Raw genomic sequence first — 12,756 nt, 5'->3', positions numbered from 1 at the left:
CGACCAACCCCCATAGCTTTTATCGTCCAATTCCGATATCATCGACATATGTCGCTGATTAATCACGAGGGAACTTCCCGCGAAGACGCCCACACGGAGCTCGAAAGTTGGGCCACACTCTTTAAGAGCCTTTCTGACCCACACCGACTTCAGATCATCCAACATTTGCAGTTAGGCGAACACCGAGTTGCTGACCTTGTCGACCACCTCGGCCTTGCCCAGTCCACCGTGTCAACGCACGTGGCCTCGCTTCGGAACGCCGGCCTCCTCGCCAGCCACACTCACGGCAGAGCCACCTACTACACCCTGGCGCACCCACAGGAAACCGCACAGCTCCTTACGGCCGCCTCAGCAGTCCTGACTAGTGCAGACAAATGCATTGAGTCCTCTCAGCAGAAGGGCACCAGCCATGTCTGACCTGGTAAAGCAGTCCACACACGACCACGAAGGGCACAACCACAGCATCTCTGCCGACGCTGACCGCCGGTATCTGTGGCTGGCTTTGATCATTCTTGGCGCGTTTATGATCGCCGAGGTCGTAGTCGGTTTCATGACCGGCTCCCTTGCGTTGCTTTCGGATGCCGGGCACATGTTGTCCGATGTGGGCGCAATTGCGTTGGCGCTGTGGACCATTCGACTGATTGCCCAGCCCCCAAAAGGGGCGCTGACATGGGGGTTGAAGCGCGTTGAGATCATCTCTGCCGCAGCTAACGGCATCACGCTACTGGTTGTTGCCGGCGTTATTGCCGTCGAAGCGATCCACCGCCTGCTTGAACCGCCCGAGGTCGACGGCGGCCCTGTGCTGATCGTTGCCGCGGTGGGGGTGGCAGTAAATATCGTGGTCGCATGGTTGGTTGCGCGTGCAAACCGTTCGAGCCTTAACGTCGAGGGTGCATATCAGCACATTCTGACCGACCTCTACAGTTTCATCGGGACGATGATCGCCGCCTTGATCATCATGTTCACTGGGTGGGTGATAGCTGATGTCATTGCATCGTTGCTGGTATGCGGGCTCATGGTGTACGCGGCGTGGAATCTGCTTCGCGATGCCGGCCGGGTTCTCCTAGAAGCGGCTCCAAAAGGCATTGACCTGGAAGAAATCACGGAACACATCCTTGAGCTTCCCCACGTGCAGCGTGTACACGATTTGCACGTGTGGAGCGTCTCGACTGACCTGCCGGCCCTTTCGGCACACGTTGTTGTCGACGACGAGTGTTTTGAGGATGGGCACATCCCCCAACTGCTCGACCAGGTGCAGGACTGCGTTGCGGGGCATTTCGACGTTGAGCACTCCACCTTTCAGTTCGAACCGCCTAAGCATGGGACTCACGAGTACCACCCGCACCCCTAGTTTGAACTGTCACGTCATGGTTCATCTTTGTCTGGTTTCAAGGCATCGTTCACACCCCGCAGATGCGAAGAACCGTTTACCCAACACAGCTCAAACAGATGTGTTGACTACACACCCTTTCTGTTCGTTTTGTTCGCGTTTTCAGCCATAAATCGGCCAGTTACCCAACACAGCGAGTTCACAACCGAGCACTTGTGGTGAGCAACTGAGGGGTTATATGCCCAAGAACCCTCATGTACATATATGTCGATTTCATCGACATATTGAGAAGATATGTCGAAATTTCGCCGTTTTTTCGACATAACCCTCGTTTGATGCCCCACTCCTCGCGCTTAGAGGAGCAACTGTCAGAACGTGGCGTGGCCGAGGTCGATTGCGCCGAGCGCCCAAGAACCAGGACCCGATCACGCCATAGGATGGAAGCGTGCACATAAATGTGCAGTGTCAAACTCGAAGGAGGAGCGTAATGAGCGCAGAAGACAAGTTTGAAAACACCGCCGACAAAGTGGGCGGAAAGATTCAGGAAGGCGCCGGAAAGCTCACCGGGGACAAGGAAACCGAAACCCGCGGTAAAGCAGAAGCCGCTAAGGCTGATTTCAAAGACAAGATCGACGACGCTAAGAACTCGGCCAAAGACACGTTTGACGACGTCAAAGACTCCGTAAAGGGTGCTGTCGACGGCCTGCTTGGAAACGACAAAAAGTAAGACTCACTAAAGCTCCGAGGTTCCCGCTGGGCATTCTCAGCGGGAACCTCGGGGCTTCCACACTCACAGTCCAAACGGTCCGCACAATAGAAATCACCACATGCCACACGATTTGGTCGACCTTGTTTTTGACGGTCAGTGCGGTTTTTGCACACGTGCCGCCTACGCAATCAAGCGCTTTGATAGAAAAGCGCGCATCCGACTGCACCCCGCTCAACGGCCCGGCGTTCACGAACGGTTCAGTCTCACTGAAACTGACACACAGCAAGCCGCTTGGGCCTTCACTCACGACCGCAGTGCCTCCGGAGCGGAGTCCATCAACCTGGTCCTCGACGTGACCTTTGGAACTCGGCTGTTCACACAGCTCTACAGGATCCCCGGAGTTCGCTCCTTACAAGACCGCGCATATGGATGGGTCGCAGAACACCGCTACCTTCTTCGTGGCACAACACCCTGGTGCCAGTCGCACCCAAATGACTGCCACCTCGGGACCGGCACCGCAAGCTGCTCATTGCACTAGAACGATAAGCCGTGGGAGATCTCTCAAGGGTTTAAATTTCCATAAAACGGCCTAGAATCGTTGAACAAGCACTCTTTGGGAAACGGAACATGACGACCATCGACATCAACTCAGACCTGGGAGAATCTGTCGCCGGAGTTGCAATAAGCGACGATGACGCGATTCTTGATGTCGTTTCTTCTGCCAACGTGGCCTGTGGCTACCATGCCGGAACACCCCACGGAATCGCAGCGACAGTGAAGTCAGCTGCAAGCCGAAACGTCACGATTGGCGCCCACCCCTCATATAACGATCCCGCCGGCTTTGGCCGTCGCTTCATTGACTACGACCCTCACCAGCTCGCCGATGAGGTGCTCTACCAAATTGGTGCGCTCGACGCGATCGCACGTTCCCACGGCTCGCACGTGCGCTACGTCAAACCCCACGGTGCGCTCTACAACGAAATCGTGCACAACACCGCTCACGCTCAGGCGGTCGTGGACGCAGTGCGCGCCTTCTCCACAAACATTCCGCTACTTCTATTGCCCGGTTCAGTCGCGGGCGCAATCGCCCAGAAGGCCGGGGTCGACGTCATTACCGAGGCGTTCGCCGACCGCGCCTACAACCCGGACGGCACGCTGGTATCTCGTAAAGAAGCCGGAGCCGTCGTCACCGATCTTGACCACGTGTGCGCCCGCGTCATCGACATGGCCACAAAAGGAACCGTGACCGCCCGCGACGGGTCCACCATTCACATCGATGCCCAGTCAATCTGTGTGCACGGCGACTCCCCCGGAGCCGTCGAGGTGTCCCGGGCGATTCGCAGCGCACTCCAAGACGCCGGCGTGACGGTAGAAAGTTTCGTATGACCCCCGAGTTCCGCCTCATGGGTACCCGTTCGGTTCTCATCGACCTCCCCGACACCCGGACCGTCATGCGATGGCACGCCCACCTAAACGCGCACCCGCTCGACGGCCAAATCGAAGTCATCGCGGCAGCCAACACACTGCTCTTCAAAGCAGACACACGGCGAGCCCTCGATGCCGCTTTAAAAACCCTGCGCTCACTGCAGCCGCCAGAAGTGCGGGAGCAAGAAAACAAAACCGTTGAAATCGACGTGGTGTACTCCGGCGAAGATCTCGAAGAAGCCGCGAACCTGTACGGCATGTCACCGCAGGCGCTCATCGACTTCCACACGAGCGAGGAATGGACGGCTGCCTTTGGCGGGTTCGCCCCTGGCTTCGTGTACTGCACCTCGGCCTCACAGTCGTGGGACACACCCCGAAAGTCTTCGCCACGCCCCCAAGTCCCAGCTGGGTCCGTTGCCTTGGCTGGCCCGTATTCCGCCGTGTACCCCATCGACTCGCCAGGCGGCTGGCAACTGATAGGAACCACACCCACCCCTGTATGGGATGAAACTCAGAACCTACCTAACCTCATCCAGCCTGGCGACACCGTGCGTTACCGCGCTGTCACGGAACACATCAACGTGAAGCCGCCCACCACCTCGGCGGTCTCCCCGCACCCTGGGGAGCCCGTAGCAACCGTGACCGAGGTGGGACTCCAGGCCCTCTTTCAGGACCTGGGTCGCGTGGGGCACGGCGATGTGGGCGTGTCCACGTCCGGAGCCTTGGACCGCGGGGCTACCCGGCAGGCTAACCGCATCGTGGGCAACAGTTCGAGCGCGACGGTCATTGAGTGCCTGTTTGGTGGCTTCTCGTTCTGCGCGGATGTCGACGTGACGTGTGCGGTCACTGGCGCTCAGGCGCCTCTCACGGTCGATGGTCAGCCCACTCCCCTGCGGACGCCCGTTGTGATTCCGGCAGGTGCCAAGTTGTCTGTGGGCGCCCCCACGTGCGGGGCGCGTAATTATGTGGCAGTCCGAGGTGGTTTCGCCGCTCCCACTGTCATGGGATCGACCGCCACTGACACGCTTTCGAAGCTGGGCCCTGACCCCATTGTTGCTGGTCAAAAACTCAGCGTGGAAACCGATTCCGTACCTGCGGCTGTGGGGGAAGCCGAACCCCGCACTTTGCCCGAGCAACTTGACGCCGTCACGTTGCGTGCCGTTCCTGGACCGCGAGCGCACTGGTGTGCCCCCAGTGAGCTTGACACGCTTACCGCGCAGTCCTGGACGGTGAGTTCAACCTCGAACCGGATCGCGCTTCGACTTACCCCCAGTGAGGACGGCCGGGCACTGAAGCGGGCAGAAGACAAGGGGGAACTTGCGAGCGAAGGCATGGTGTCCGGAGCTATTCAAGTGCCACCGGAAGGCCACCCCGTGTTGTTCCTCGCTGACCACCCAGTCACGGGCGGATACCCCGTCATTGCTACTGTCGTGGCAGAAGACCTCGACCTTGCTGCCCAGCTTCCTCCGGGCGCACTCATACACTTTGACCTCGTCGATATTCCAGGAGAAGCAGTATGACGTTGAAGTCTGTTCTTATCGCTAATCGCGGGGAAATTGCGGTACGAATCGCCCGTGCTGCGGCCGATCATGGTCTGCGGTCTGTGGCCGTGTACTCCGATGCTGACGCGAACGCGTTGCACACCCGCGTCGCTAGCGAAGCCTATCGCCTTCCTGGAACCACACCAGCCGATACGTATATGAACATTCCTGCGATCATCGAGATTGCTCTTCGAGCGCAGGTCGACGCGGTCCACCCCGGGTACGGTTTCTTGGCAGAGAATGCTGAGTTCGCGGCCGCCGTCACCGAGGCTGGTCTGGCGTGGATTGGCCCGCCTGCGGATGTGATCGAAACCCTTGGCAACAAGGTAAAGGCACGCGAAATTGCGGTAAGCGTCGGCGCTCCGTTGGCTCCCGGTTCTGACGGGCCTGTGGAGCACTGGGAAGATGCGCACGCGTTCGCACAAGAGCACGGACTGCCGATCGCCATTAAGGCTGCTTATGGCGGTGGCGGACGTGGCCTCAAGGTTGTCCACGAACTCACAGACGTTGAAGACGCCTTCGCCGCAGCTGGGCGCGAGTCCCGTGCCGCTTTTGGACGTGATGAGTGTTTCGTTGAAAAGTTCCTGGTCAAGCCCAGGCACGTCGAAGCGCAGATTCTTGCTGACACACACGGCAACACTGTTGTTGTTGGGTTGCGCGACTGCTCTTTGCAGCGCCGCAATCAGAAGCTCTTGGAAGAAGCGCCTGCACCGTTCCTCACAAGCAATCAAGAGAACATGATCCGCCGAGCTTCCGTCGCCATTTGCGAGGCGGTTGGCTACGTGGGTGCGGGAACGGTTGAGTTCCTAGTTGCAGACGACGGAACCATCAGCTTCCTCGAGGTCAATACGCGCCTGCAGGTTGAACACCCGGTGACGGAAATGACCACGGGCGTTGATCTGGTTGGCGAACAGTTCCGGATTGCAGGTGGCTTGCCCCTGTCCTTTGTTGCTGAGGTTCGTGACGGGTCGCTTCCCCAAAACGGGCATGCGATTGAGTTTCGTCTCAACGCCGAGGACGTTACTGCTGGCTATGTTCCGTGCCCTGGCACGGTGACCCGTTTTGAAGCACCGACGGGGCCAGGCATCCGGGTTGACTCCGGTGTGACAACAGGGTCTACAGTTCCTGGAGCGTATGACTCGATGATGGCCAAGCTCATTGTGCATGGGTCAACGCGTGCGCAAGCGATCAGGCGGGCCCGGCAGGCGTTCCGTGAACTCGTCATTGAAGGCGTCGCATCGGTGGCACCCTTCCACCAAGCGGTTCTTGAGCATCCAGACTTCGTTGACGATTTCGCTGTCCACACCACGTGGATCGAGCAAGATTTCGCGGGTGACTTCGAACGTAGTCAGATCTATGCGGACCACAGTACTGACCAGCCACTCACACGTTTCGGTATCGAGCTGGACGGGAAGCGCTTAGAACTGGGCCTGCCTGCTCAGCTCCTCACGCAGATGGCCGCTTCCACCCACCCAGGTGACGGAACACGTGAATCTGGTGACACCTCGGCGGATGCCAACATAACAGAGAACACTGTCACCAGCCCTTATGCCGGCAACTTCGTCACCTGGAAGGTCACGGATGGCGAAGAGGTTAACGAAGGGCAGACGGTCGCCGTGATTGAAGCCATGAAAATGGAATCCAACGTAGTGGCGCCAACAGCAGGAACTGTGGAGTGCGAGCCCTTTTCTGCTGGCGATCAAGTGTCTGCTGGTGCAACGATTGCACGCATTGTGTAGGTTGTTCTGGCCCACCGATATGGACAGGCGTGCCACAGCGCATAAAGAGATGAGCATCTCGTAAACTGGACTGGTGCCTGTCAATTATGTTTCTGCTCATCAACGCGCCACCCGCACACTTCTCGACGAGATTTCGACTGGAAAACTGCTTCCGGGACAAAAGCTCAATGAAGTGGAGTTGGCGGCTCGGCTCAACGTTTCACGCAACACCTTGCGTGAAACGTTTATTGCGCTTGAAGACTACGGAGTTATTGTGCGACGTCCTCACAGGGGCGTCCACGTAACACTTCCCAACGAAGAGCTTATTGACGAGATTTTTCGGTTGCGGTCACTTCTTGAGCCAGCTGTTTTGCGTTGGTCAGTGGGGCTAGATACTGATGCTCTCCACGAATGTGTACACGATGGTCAATTGGCTCGAGAAGCCCACGATCACGAAGGCGTAGGAGACGCGAACCAGCGCTTCCACGCGATCATCATTGAAGGTAGTGGCTCAGCCTATGCCGAGGAAATGATGACGCGCGTCCTCGCCATGATGCGCCTGTTGTTCATTCAAGTGTCGACCGAGCACCACGGTTTCCACTACCCATATGTAGAACTCAACGAAGAACTCACCCTTCTTGTGGAGTCGGGACAACGCGAACAAGCCGCGGAGAAAATGCGGACGTACCTCGAGCAGTCGCGCAATGAACTGCGTGAACTTCTGAACGGCCCGGCTGAACGGCCTTAGCCCTGCCAGAGGGCCGCGATGCCGGTGAGCGACTTCCAGCCCAACCAGATAGTGAGGAGCCACGTGAGGGTTCCCACGACTGCAAGCCACTTGGGGTACGCATAGCCGTGGAGAAGGTCGCGGCGGGCCCACGCGACCCACATGACCACTGCGAAACCAATGGGCAGGATTAGGCCGTTAAATGCGCCGGCGAAAATCAATAGCGTCTGCGGCGCTTTGTTGAGAGCCAGGTATGCAATTGCGCATACCAGGATAAAAGCAACGGTGAGCAGACTGCGGACTCGCGCGCTGGTCTTCTGGGTGGTCACGAAGCTGATCGACGTGTAGGACGCACCGATCACTGATGTCAGGCCCGCCGCCCAGAGAACAACACCAAAGAACCGCAAACCGATTTCGCCGGCGGCAGCGCGGAAGGCGTCGGCGGCGGTGTTGTCGTTCGACAGGGCGACGCCTCCGGCAACAACACCCAGGATTGCCAGGAAGAGCAGGACGCGCATGATTCCTGTGACGATCACGGACATGACCGAAACACCGGTGATGTGACCGACGTTTTCAGCGCCTGTGATCTTGGAGTCGATCAGGCGGTGAGCACCTGCGAAGGTGATGTAGCCGCCAACGGTTCCACCGATCAGCGTGGTGATAACCAGAACGTCCACTTGTTCGGGGAGCACCGTGTTTTTCAGCGCTGCACCAATTGGTGGCTCAGAGACGATCGCCACGTACAGCATGAGCAGAATCATGATGGCGCCCAGCGCAACAACGATCCGATCAAGGGCGGCCCCGGCACTCTTGAAGACAAAAACCACGATTGCGATGAGCGCCGATACTGCTCCGCCGATTCTCGCGTCGACCCCAAGCATGGCGTTGATGCCTAACCCCGCACCGCCGATGTTTCCGATGTTGAAGATCAAACCACCCACGAATACAAAGGCAGCCATGACCCAACCGATTCCGGGGAGAACACGGTTGCCGAGTTCGTTAGCCCGGAGTCCCGTTACTCCTAGCACGCGCCACACGTTGAGCTGGATTGCGATGTCGACCAAAAGCGAAACAAGGATGGCAAACGCAAATGCGACGCCCAGCTGAACCGTGAAAACCGAGGTCTGTGTGATGAATCCAGGGCCAATTGACGAGGTGGCCATGAGGAACATCGCACCAAGGATGGCTGTGCGACTTGACCCGGTGAGCTTTGTGCGTTTCTTAGCGTCGCTCTGGGTGACCGCTTCTGGTGACGTCGTTGAGTCGTTGTTGACAGCTGACGAGCCACTGTCGGGTGTGGGCTCAGGGTTGGGCGTGTTCATGGTTGACCTTGCTACCACACTTTGTACTTCTTGGATGAGAATTGAATGCCGTGCGAGTCCTTTCGGCAAATGACGCCCAGGTCCTTATTCGTGGTGCATTCAAAGCCCTTGACGGCTAGCACTTTCCCGTACTCAAGAACCGAGGTCGAACCCTGGTGGTTGAGATATGCGGCGTCACTGACGGCAAACATCTCACCCTTTTTGCCTACTGGCAGACGAATAGCATTCGCTGGCTGCTCTTCTGGAGCGCCGTCTGCAGCGGGGACCATAGGCACATCGGCTGGAAAACGGTTGGACAGGCACCCGACTTCATCAGACGCGATCATGCAAAAGTGAACTTCTGAGGGCGTCTGGAAATAGTAGGCGTCTTCGTTCGAGTACATCAGCTTTTCGTGAAAGTCGGCCTTGTTGGCCTTGGGCCCACCAAAGTGTTCAGCAAACGGGGTCTTTGGCTTTGACGGCTCTTTCTTTGCGGATTTGCTGTCTACAATGTCGCTGGTTTTTGTGGGCGCAGACTCGGAAGGAGCGGCGTCGCTCTCTTCCGTTGACTGGCTTTGGTTCTCAACGGTCGATTCGCCTCCGGATGTTTGCGTAGAACCGCATCCAGCCAGGGCGATGATAGCAGCGGCGGCAAGGCACACACGGAGAAGATTCATAGTCCTATCGTAGGTCATTCGCAATCCGAAAAACGCCCGAGGTCGCACCCAGCTGGCAACGACCTCGGCGACCGTATTTGTCATAGGTGGCGACAGTGGAGGTGCCCCTGAGGAGTGAGCTAGATCCCAGTACTCACGAAACAGTCAGGCCATGTTGAGTTTATGTGGAGGGCGCGTTCAACAGTTGTTCACTGACCGTCCGTAACGTCGCAAACGTCTCACCAAGACAGTGGCTGACAACAACCAATAGCAGCCACTACATCCGTTCGCTCGAAAGGACCAGCTCAATGACTTTCCAGAACAACATCGACGAACTGCAGAAATCCACTGTTATCGACCGCAATGGCGACAAGATCGGCTCGGTCGGACAGGTTTACGTACACAACAGCACCAACACCCCGTCATGGGTCACCGTCAACACGGGACTCTTTGGCACAAAGGAAACCTTCATCCCACTGAACGAAGCCGAACTCAAGGGCGAGGAAATCCACGTGCCTTACGAAAAGGACTTCGTTAAGGACGCACCAAACATTGACGAAGACAGCGAACTGTCGCCTGAACAGGAGAACGAACTGTACCGCTACTACGGCGTGCAGGACGACAACGCTGATGCTGGTGTAGCCGGTGACGCTGACCGCGCAGGTGAAGCTGGTGACGCTGACCGCGCTGGTGAAGCTGGCGTGGCTGGAACCGCAGGTGTTGCTGGAACTGCTGGCGTTGCCGGTGCTGCTGGTGCTGCAGACGGACAGCGCGAGGGCGTTGTTGCTGATGACGCACACGCAACCGCTGACCGCGACGGTGTTGCTGCGCAGGAAGGTGTTGCTGCTGACGCACACGCTGCTGGAGACGTTAACGCTGACCAGAAGGTCACCTTGCACGAAGAACGCGTCAACGTTGGCAAGGAAAAGGTTGAAACTGGTCGCGTTCGCCTCCGCAAGCACGTTGTGACTGAAACCAAGAGCGTTGAAGTTCCTGTTGAGCGCGAAGAGCTGGTTGTTGAGCGCACCCCTGCTACTGGTGACGCACCTGCAGGCACCGTTGGTGAAGAGGAAGTAGAAGTTTCACTGTCTGAAGAACGCCCAGTCATTGACAAGGAAACTGTTGCAACCGAAGACGTTCACGTAGGTACCCGCACCGTGCAGGACACCGAACGCGTTTCGACCGACGTTGCACACGAAGAAGTTGACGTTGACAACGTTGACGGTGGCACAGTAGACCCTAACCGCACTGACAACCTGGGCTAAACGGCACTGACCGTTTCCCACCGGGGACATCACGTGCACACACCAGTGGCACATCGCTTTTGCGGTGTGCCACTGGTTTTTGTGCGTTCGGTTTGGCGAAAGGAGAGAGCCTGCCGTTAGGCTAAAGCACGACGAACACTTGGACCTGAAATACGTTGACGTCCCTGTTCTGGATTCAACGCCACTACCGTTATTGCGTCTGCACGTGTGACCGTAAAGAATCAGTACGGTTGCTCATTCAATATCCAGGTCGGCTTTGACCTCGTCCCAAGGAACCGCACCGTCGGCCTCGACCTCAGCACGTGAGGCTCGCGCCGCTGCAATGTCGGCGCGATCCTCCGTAGCCTCAATCTGTCGTTCCGTGTCACCCGCATCGGTGACGAGGGCGCGCTCTTCTGCAACGACGAGCACCTCTGCTCCATTGAGAGCTTCACCGAGGACGTCGTTGACTGCCCATTCGAGGGAATCAAGTGCATCTTCTCCCCCGCTGATCGCTTCGGCCTCCCGGTCGTTTACCCGAATGAGTGCAGCGCCACCGATCGGCACAACACCGTCTTCGTCAGTGCCGTGTTCCTCAACGATTCGCGCCCATGCGGAGTCCAAAGCGCCTGGCGTCAAGGCTCGCACCCGAACTCGATAGGTGAGATCTTGCGTGGTGTGTCGATCGAACCAGTCGTTGGATAACGTCCAAATTGTCATGTCTTAAGTATCAGGCCGGGCACCTGGCGTCGCAAACAGTGCGCCTCATTTTTGAAGTGCTGGAATAAGGCGCCGACGAGCTCTGAAAGTCTCATCGATGTTCGATGCGCGGATTGCCTAGCTGACCGGCTCCACCCGGCGTCGAAGACCGCTGGTGAACAGTTGAAGCTAAACCGGAAACTATGCTGACTGACGTGAACACGTTTCTTCTAACATGGAACCCCGTGTACGGTGGCCTCAATGAGTCGACGATCCGACGCAACGTCGAGCTCACCGCTCAGGGCAAGCATGCACCCGGCAGATGGAACACCGGTGGCACCACGCGAAAGATTAAATCCGGCGACCGCGTATTTTTGCTTGTTCTGGGATCCGGCGATCACGGCATATTCGCCAGCGGGTTCACCACAAGCGAGGTGTACAAAGAGGTGCATTGGAATGACCCTCGGAAGTTAGCCAACTATGTCGACCTCGAGTGGGACGAATTTCTAGAACCGGCCGATGCGCTCCCCGGCGATGTACTGCAGACAGTTTTCACCGCTAATCGTTGGCGCCCACGTTCAAGCGGAACACAAATTGTTCAGGGTCGCGAAAACGAGCTGGAACATATGTGGAGCGAGCACACCCAAGAGGTGCGAGCTCAGCGGACGTAGTTTAAGAGCTGGTCGCCACGGATACACTGGAAACCATGAGTGAAGCAGCATTCAGAATTCGCCAGGTCACCTTCGACTGCCACGACCCTTCTAAGCTAGCCCAGTTCTGGTCAACTGCAACGGGATGCGAGATCGTCGCCGACTACGGCGATTTCGTAATGGTCAATTCCACACCAGCTCTGGGGTTTCAGCGAGTTGAGCGCCCCACACCCGGGAAAAACCGTATGCATATCGACGTTGGCGGGGTTGAACGCAAAGCTCTGGTGGAGCGTCTAACATCCTTGGGCGCTACCACACTCAGTGACCACGAGGCACCGGGACTCGTATGGACAGTTATGCAGGATCCGGAAGGCAATGAGTTTTGTGTAGGCAATCCCGACTTATAGGTTCGAGGCTGACCATTCGGACCCCAACTTAGATCCCCCCCGCGAAGTCCATGGGAAGCGGATGGGGTCGTTTGATGGCCATGCGAATAACGTCTGCGCGATGGTTGTGGAAAGCCTGGTACTCAGGCGAGTGTCACTCGTCGAAAATAAGCTCGATCGGCTCCGTTTCCCGCAGTTCGTGATCCCAGACGTAAAAGCGGTCGTCGCCGGGTAGCTTGCCCTCCTGGTCCTCGGCGACGGGGACGGCGTTCTGCGGGAATCCGTCGGCTTCGGAGCGCCACGTTTCGGTTTCTTTCACTACGTGATCTGCTGAGCGGGCGAGACGGCGACGGTCGGAATCGTCATACAC

General features: G+C 57.6%; 15 protein-coding genes. 11 read left to right on the top strand and 4 right to left on the bottom strand.

All coding sequences use genetic code 11. The features are described 5' to 3' along the window. The first annotated feature begins 48 nt into the window (after window positions 1-48). The 8 genes from MHX53_RS05750 (at window position 49) to MHX53_RS05715 (ending at window position 7,471) form a co-directional block, all read left to right on the top strand. Entirely contained in the window at window positions 49-417 is a 369-nt protein-coding gene (locus tag MHX53_RS05750; RefSeq protein ID WP_239271553.1) for a metalloregulator ArsR/SmtB family transcription factor, read from the top strand. Beyond that, on the top strand, window positions 410-1,351 hold the full coding sequence (locus MHX53_RS05745) for a cation diffusion facilitator family transporter (RefSeq protein WP_102237653.1): 942 nt from the start codon (window positions 410-412) through the stop codon (window positions 1,349-1,351). Before MHX53_RS05750 ends, MHX53_RS05745 begins: the two co-directional genes overlap by 8 nt. Before the next feature lie 466 nt (window positions 1,352-1,817). After that, on the top strand, window positions 1,818-2,057 hold the full coding sequence (locus MHX53_RS05740) for a CsbD family protein (protein WP_102237651.1): 240 nt from the start codon (window positions 1,818-1,820) through the stop codon (window positions 2,055-2,057). Window positions 2,058-2,157: 100 nt separating this feature from the next. Further along, entirely contained in the window at window positions 2,158-2,577 is a 420-nt protein-coding gene (locus MHX53_RS05735) for a DUF393 domain-containing protein (RefSeq protein WP_102237650.1), read from the top strand. An 89-nt stretch (window positions 2,578-2,666) separates the two neighbouring features. Next, complete coding sequence (locus MHX53_RS05730; protein WP_239271552.1) at window positions 2,667-3,425, top strand: 5-oxoprolinase subunit PxpA; 759 nt, start codon at window positions 2,667-2,669, stop codon at window positions 3,423-3,425. Next, window positions 3,422-4,984, top strand: coding sequence for a carboxyltransferase domain-containing protein (locus tag MHX53_RS05725; RefSeq protein ID WP_102237648.1), 1,563 nt, complete (start codon window positions 3,422-3,424; stop codon window positions 4,982-4,984). Before MHX53_RS05730 ends, MHX53_RS05725 begins: the two co-directional genes overlap by 4 nt. Further along, on the top strand, window positions 4,981-6,744 hold the full coding sequence (locus MHX53_RS05720) for a biotin carboxylase N-terminal domain-containing protein (RefSeq protein WP_102237647.1): 1,764 nt from the start codon (window positions 4,981-4,983) through the stop codon (window positions 6,742-6,744). The genes MHX53_RS05725 and MHX53_RS05720 overlap by 4 nt, the downstream gene beginning before the upstream one ends. A gap of 73 nt (window positions 6,745-6,817) precedes the next feature. Beyond that, window positions 6,818-7,471, top strand: coding sequence for a GntR family transcriptional regulator (locus tag MHX53_RS05715; protein ID WP_239271551.1), 654 nt, complete (start codon window positions 6,818-6,820; stop codon window positions 7,469-7,471). Here the strand turns inward: MHX53_RS05715 and MHX53_RS05710 are convergent. Continuing rightward, the gene (locus tag MHX53_RS05710; RefSeq protein ID WP_239271550.1) at window positions 7,468-8,772 is read right to left on the bottom strand and encodes an NRAMP family divalent metal transporter; all 1,305 of its coding nucleotides are present in this window, start codon (window positions 8,770-8,772) and stop codon (window positions 7,468-7,470) included. The two genes, MHX53_RS05715 and MHX53_RS05710, sit on opposite strands and share 4 nt — an antisense overlap. 11 nt (window positions 8,773-8,783) lie before the next feature. Then, window positions 8,784-9,428, bottom strand: a complete 645-nt coding sequence (locus tag MHX53_RS05705) for a hypothetical protein (protein ID WP_239271549.1) — start codon at window positions 9,426-9,428, stop codon at window positions 8,784-8,786. Window positions 9,429-9,715: 287 nt separating this feature from the next. On the opposite strand from MHX53_RS05705, the gene MHX53_RS05700 reads away from it, so the two are divergent. Next, window positions 9,716-10,672 carry a PRC and DUF2382 domain-containing protein gene (locus MHX53_RS05700; protein WP_239271548.1) on the top strand — a complete coding sequence of 319 codons (957 nt, stop codon included), beginning with the start codon at window positions 9,716-9,718 and terminating at the stop codon, window positions 10,670-10,672. A 234-nt stretch (window positions 10,673-10,906) separates the two neighbouring features. Here MHX53_RS05700 and MHX53_RS05695 read toward each other — a convergent pair whose 3' ends face one another. Then, window positions 10,907-11,371: an XRE family transcriptional regulator gene (locus MHX53_RS05695; protein WP_239271547.1), complete on the bottom strand. Its 465-nt coding sequence runs from the start codon at window positions 11,369-11,371 to the stop codon at window positions 10,907-10,909. A gap of 194 nt (window positions 11,372-11,565) precedes the next feature. On the opposite strand from MHX53_RS05695, the gene MHX53_RS05690 reads away from it, so the two are divergent. Both MHX53_RS05690 and MHX53_RS05685 read left to right on the top strand, forming a co-directional pair. After that, window positions 11,566-12,021: a hypothetical protein gene (locus tag MHX53_RS05690; RefSeq protein WP_239271546.1), complete on the top strand. Its 456-nt coding sequence runs from the start codon at window positions 11,566-11,568 to the stop codon at window positions 12,019-12,021. A 35-nt stretch (window positions 12,022-12,056) separates the two neighbouring features. Next, window positions 12,057-12,407 carry a VOC family protein gene (locus MHX53_RS05685; RefSeq protein ID WP_204514593.1) on the top strand — a complete coding sequence of 117 codons (351 nt, stop codon included), beginning with the start codon at window positions 12,057-12,059 and terminating at the stop codon, window positions 12,405-12,407. A gap of 133 nt (window positions 12,408-12,540) precedes the next feature. Here the strand turns inward: MHX53_RS05685 and MHX53_RS05680 are convergent, their stop codons facing one another. Further along, window positions 12,541-12,756, bottom strand: a complete 216-nt coding sequence (locus MHX53_RS05680; RefSeq protein WP_204514594.1) for a hypothetical protein — start codon at window positions 12,754-12,756, stop codon at window positions 12,541-12,543.

The sequence above is a fragment of the Brevibacterium sp. ACRRH genome (genome assembly GCF_022346365.1).
Classification (GTDB): Bacteria; Actinomycetota; Actinomycetes; order Actinomycetales; family Brevibacteriaceae; genus Brevibacterium; species Brevibacterium paucivorans.
This window is presented reverse-complemented; position numbering and strand designations above follow the sequence as displayed.

Excerpts from the sequence above, each read along its gene's own strand:
- MHX53_RS05750 (WP_239271553.1), top strand. The coding sequence starts at position 49 with ATGTCGCTGATTAATCACGAGGGAACTTCCCGCGAAGACGCCCACACG.
- MHX53_RS05745 (WP_102237653.1), top strand. The coding sequence starts at position 410 with ATGTCTGACCTGGTAAAGCAGTCCACACACGACCACGAAGGGCACAAC.
- MHX53_RS05740 (WP_102237651.1), top strand. The coding sequence starts at position 1,818 with ATGAGCGCAGAAGACAAGTTTGAAAACACCGCCGACAAAGTGGGCGGA.
- MHX53_RS05735 (WP_102237650.1), top strand. The coding sequence starts at position 2,158 with ATGCCACACGATTTGGTCGACCTTGTTTTTGACGGTCAGTGCGGTTTT.
- MHX53_RS05730 (WP_239271552.1), top strand. The coding sequence starts at position 2,667 with ATGACGACCATCGACATCAACTCAGACCTGGGAGAATCTGTCGCCGGA.
- MHX53_RS05725 (WP_102237648.1), top strand. The coding sequence starts at position 3,422 with ATGACCCCCGAGTTCCGCCTCATGGGTACCCGTTCGGTTCTCATCGAC.
- MHX53_RS05720 (WP_102237647.1), top strand. The coding sequence starts at position 4,981 with ATGACGTTGAAGTCTGTTCTTATCGCTAATCGCGGGGAAATTGCGGTA.
- MHX53_RS05710 (WP_239271550.1), bottom strand. The coding sequence starts at position 8,772 with ATGAACACGCCCAACCCTGAGCCCACACCCGACAGTGGCTCGTCAGCT.
- MHX53_RS05705 (WP_239271549.1), bottom strand. The coding sequence starts at position 9,428 with ATGAATCTTCTCCGTGTGTGCCTTGCCGCCGCTGCTATCATCGCCCTG.
- MHX53_RS05700 (WP_239271548.1), top strand. The coding sequence starts at position 9,716 with ATGACTTTCCAGAACAACATCGACGAACTGCAGAAATCCACTGTTATC.
- MHX53_RS05695 (WP_239271547.1), bottom strand. The coding sequence starts at position 11,371 with ATGACAATTTGGACGTTATCCAACGACTGGTTCGATCGACACACCACG.
- MHX53_RS05685 (WP_204514593.1), top strand. The coding sequence starts at position 12,057 with ATGAGTGAAGCAGCATTCAGAATTCGCCAGGTCACCTTCGACTGCCAC.